The 1,796-nt window shown below is 36.1% G+C and carries 2 protein-coding genes and 1 pseudogene; all 3 read right to left on the bottom strand.

The genetic code is table 11. The features are described 5' to 3' along the window. Positions 1–447 (bottom strand): annotated as a pseudogene (locus ACF1A1_RS39290) (hypothetical protein); the annotation flags it as partial. 571 nt (positions 448–1,018) lie between these two features. Then, complete coding sequence (locus ACF1A1_RS39285; RefSeq protein WP_350502499.1) at positions 1,019–1,168, bottom strand: toxin-antitoxin system HicB family antitoxin; 150 nt, start codon at positions 1,166–1,168, stop codon at positions 1,019–1,021. 287 nt (positions 1,169–1,455) lie between these two features. Continuing rightward, a partial coding sequence (locus ACF1A1_RS39280) for a hypothetical protein (protein WP_392006977.1) occupies positions 1,456–1,796 on the bottom strand: 341 nt, incomplete at its 5' end.

Below are 1,796 nucleotides of genomic sequence, written 5' to 3'. Positions count from 1 at the left end.
CACGTGGTCTATTTTATTTATTTTAACAAACCCATGACCCCAGATGTCCGATAGAACGTCTACAGGCGTGTAAGGAAGGTTATAGACCAATAGGTGATAATGTATAGCCCCTCGTTTCTGAAACTCAATTACAGCAGTGTATTTTAGTTTTATTTTTAAAGTGTAATTCAGCCTTTGGATAAACTTTTTGAAGTTATAGTTAGATTGTTTTATGTCCTGCATGTTTTCAGCATATGTAAGTGTGAAAAATTTCGGTTGCTCGTTCCACGCATTTGCATTGGCATTTGCTTGGTTAAACACTTGCTTCCTTGCACGATATAACACATCAGACCTGTTCTTCATCTTTGTTTCAGCATCATTTATCCAATCATGATCAGACTGTTTTTTCCTACCAGCATTTTCACGAACTGCATCTTTACCTGTTGCTACCTCTTTCTCGTAGCTCAATAATTCCCATACACCGCCACTTTTTATTAGTTTGTGACGATACCTCAATTATAAAATACCTCTCTTCCTTGTCTAAATTTTTCTGCTTATTAATCGCTATAATCAAGTTAAGTAAGAAACAGAAATAGCGATTAAATATTAACCTATTTTTCTATCAGATTTAAACGGAAATATAAATCCTAAATCTACTAGAATTGTACCACTAAATTCGCCGCAGCCGGTTATTACTTTTCTATCAACTCCTGAAATTTTATAAAAGAATCCTGGTTGCAAAATGATAGTTTGTTTTAGTGCGTGTAATGTAACCACCATTACTTTTGTGTCTTCGGTTTTGTAATAAGAAATATTAAACATGTGCTCGTCCTCTTTTCTTGTTTTTTTAGTTGCGCTTCACCATCACCACTGCGTAGATCTACTCCATGAATCCTTGACTCGGAACCTTTGCGACCCAGATTACTTGCCACCGTCGCCACCTTCTAGAAATCTTTAATGTGGCAAACCGAACTAGGTTATCAGAGTCGCCTTTCCAAGTAAAGGAACCGCTACGCTTTCACTACGTAGAACTACTCCGTTAAAACTCTTTATCGTCTTTATATTCGCTCAGTATGTATGAAATCAAAGCGTTGACCGACATACCTCTCTTTTCAGCTTCTTTTTTTAACCATTCGTGTAGGTCTTCAGTAAGCCTTAGAGAAAAAACCGCTTTTCCCAATAACTTCACCTCCTTATGGTATCATTATAGTATCAAAGTGGTATCATGTCAATACCATAATGGTTAGTGTTATTTCTCTCGGTCTTTTATAAATAAAATAAATCCGCCTTGCGGTGTCGGGGGCCCCAACTGGAGTCACCCCACCCACACGCAAAAGGGCGGATTTTATATTTTCAAGGAAATTAAATAAGGACCCCATTATAGGAGTCCCATTGTCAAAGTTTGAACACTTTACCCGCTATTAGAAAACGGTAAAGTCATAGTATTTTTATTTTCTATGTGTTAAAATAGCGCTGTTAACTTTTGCGATTTAAGTTAATTTGTATCTTATGAATATTGCCTAGATATTCATTTTCATAGTTTTTGGAATATGTTATATATTCGTCATGAGACTTTAGCAGAGTCTCTTTTTCTTTTTCCGTCAAAATATACTCTTCAGGCTTCTTTAACCCTCTACTCGAAAAATAAGACTTCTCTCCAAGTAATCTTTCGTCAATATTATCCTTTATCATATATTTCGTTATATAAGCCCCTACATTGTCCACGTGGTCTATTTTATTTATTTTAACAAACCCATGACCCCAGATGTCCGATAGAACGTCTACAGGCGTGTAAGGAAGGTTATAGACCAATAGGT

This window comes from Streptomyces sp. NPDC014995 (genome assembly GCF_043080745.1).
Classification (GTDB): Bacteria; Actinomycetota; Actinomycetes; order Streptomycetales; family Streptomycetaceae; genus Streptomyces.
This window is presented reverse-complemented; position numbering and strand designations above follow the sequence as displayed.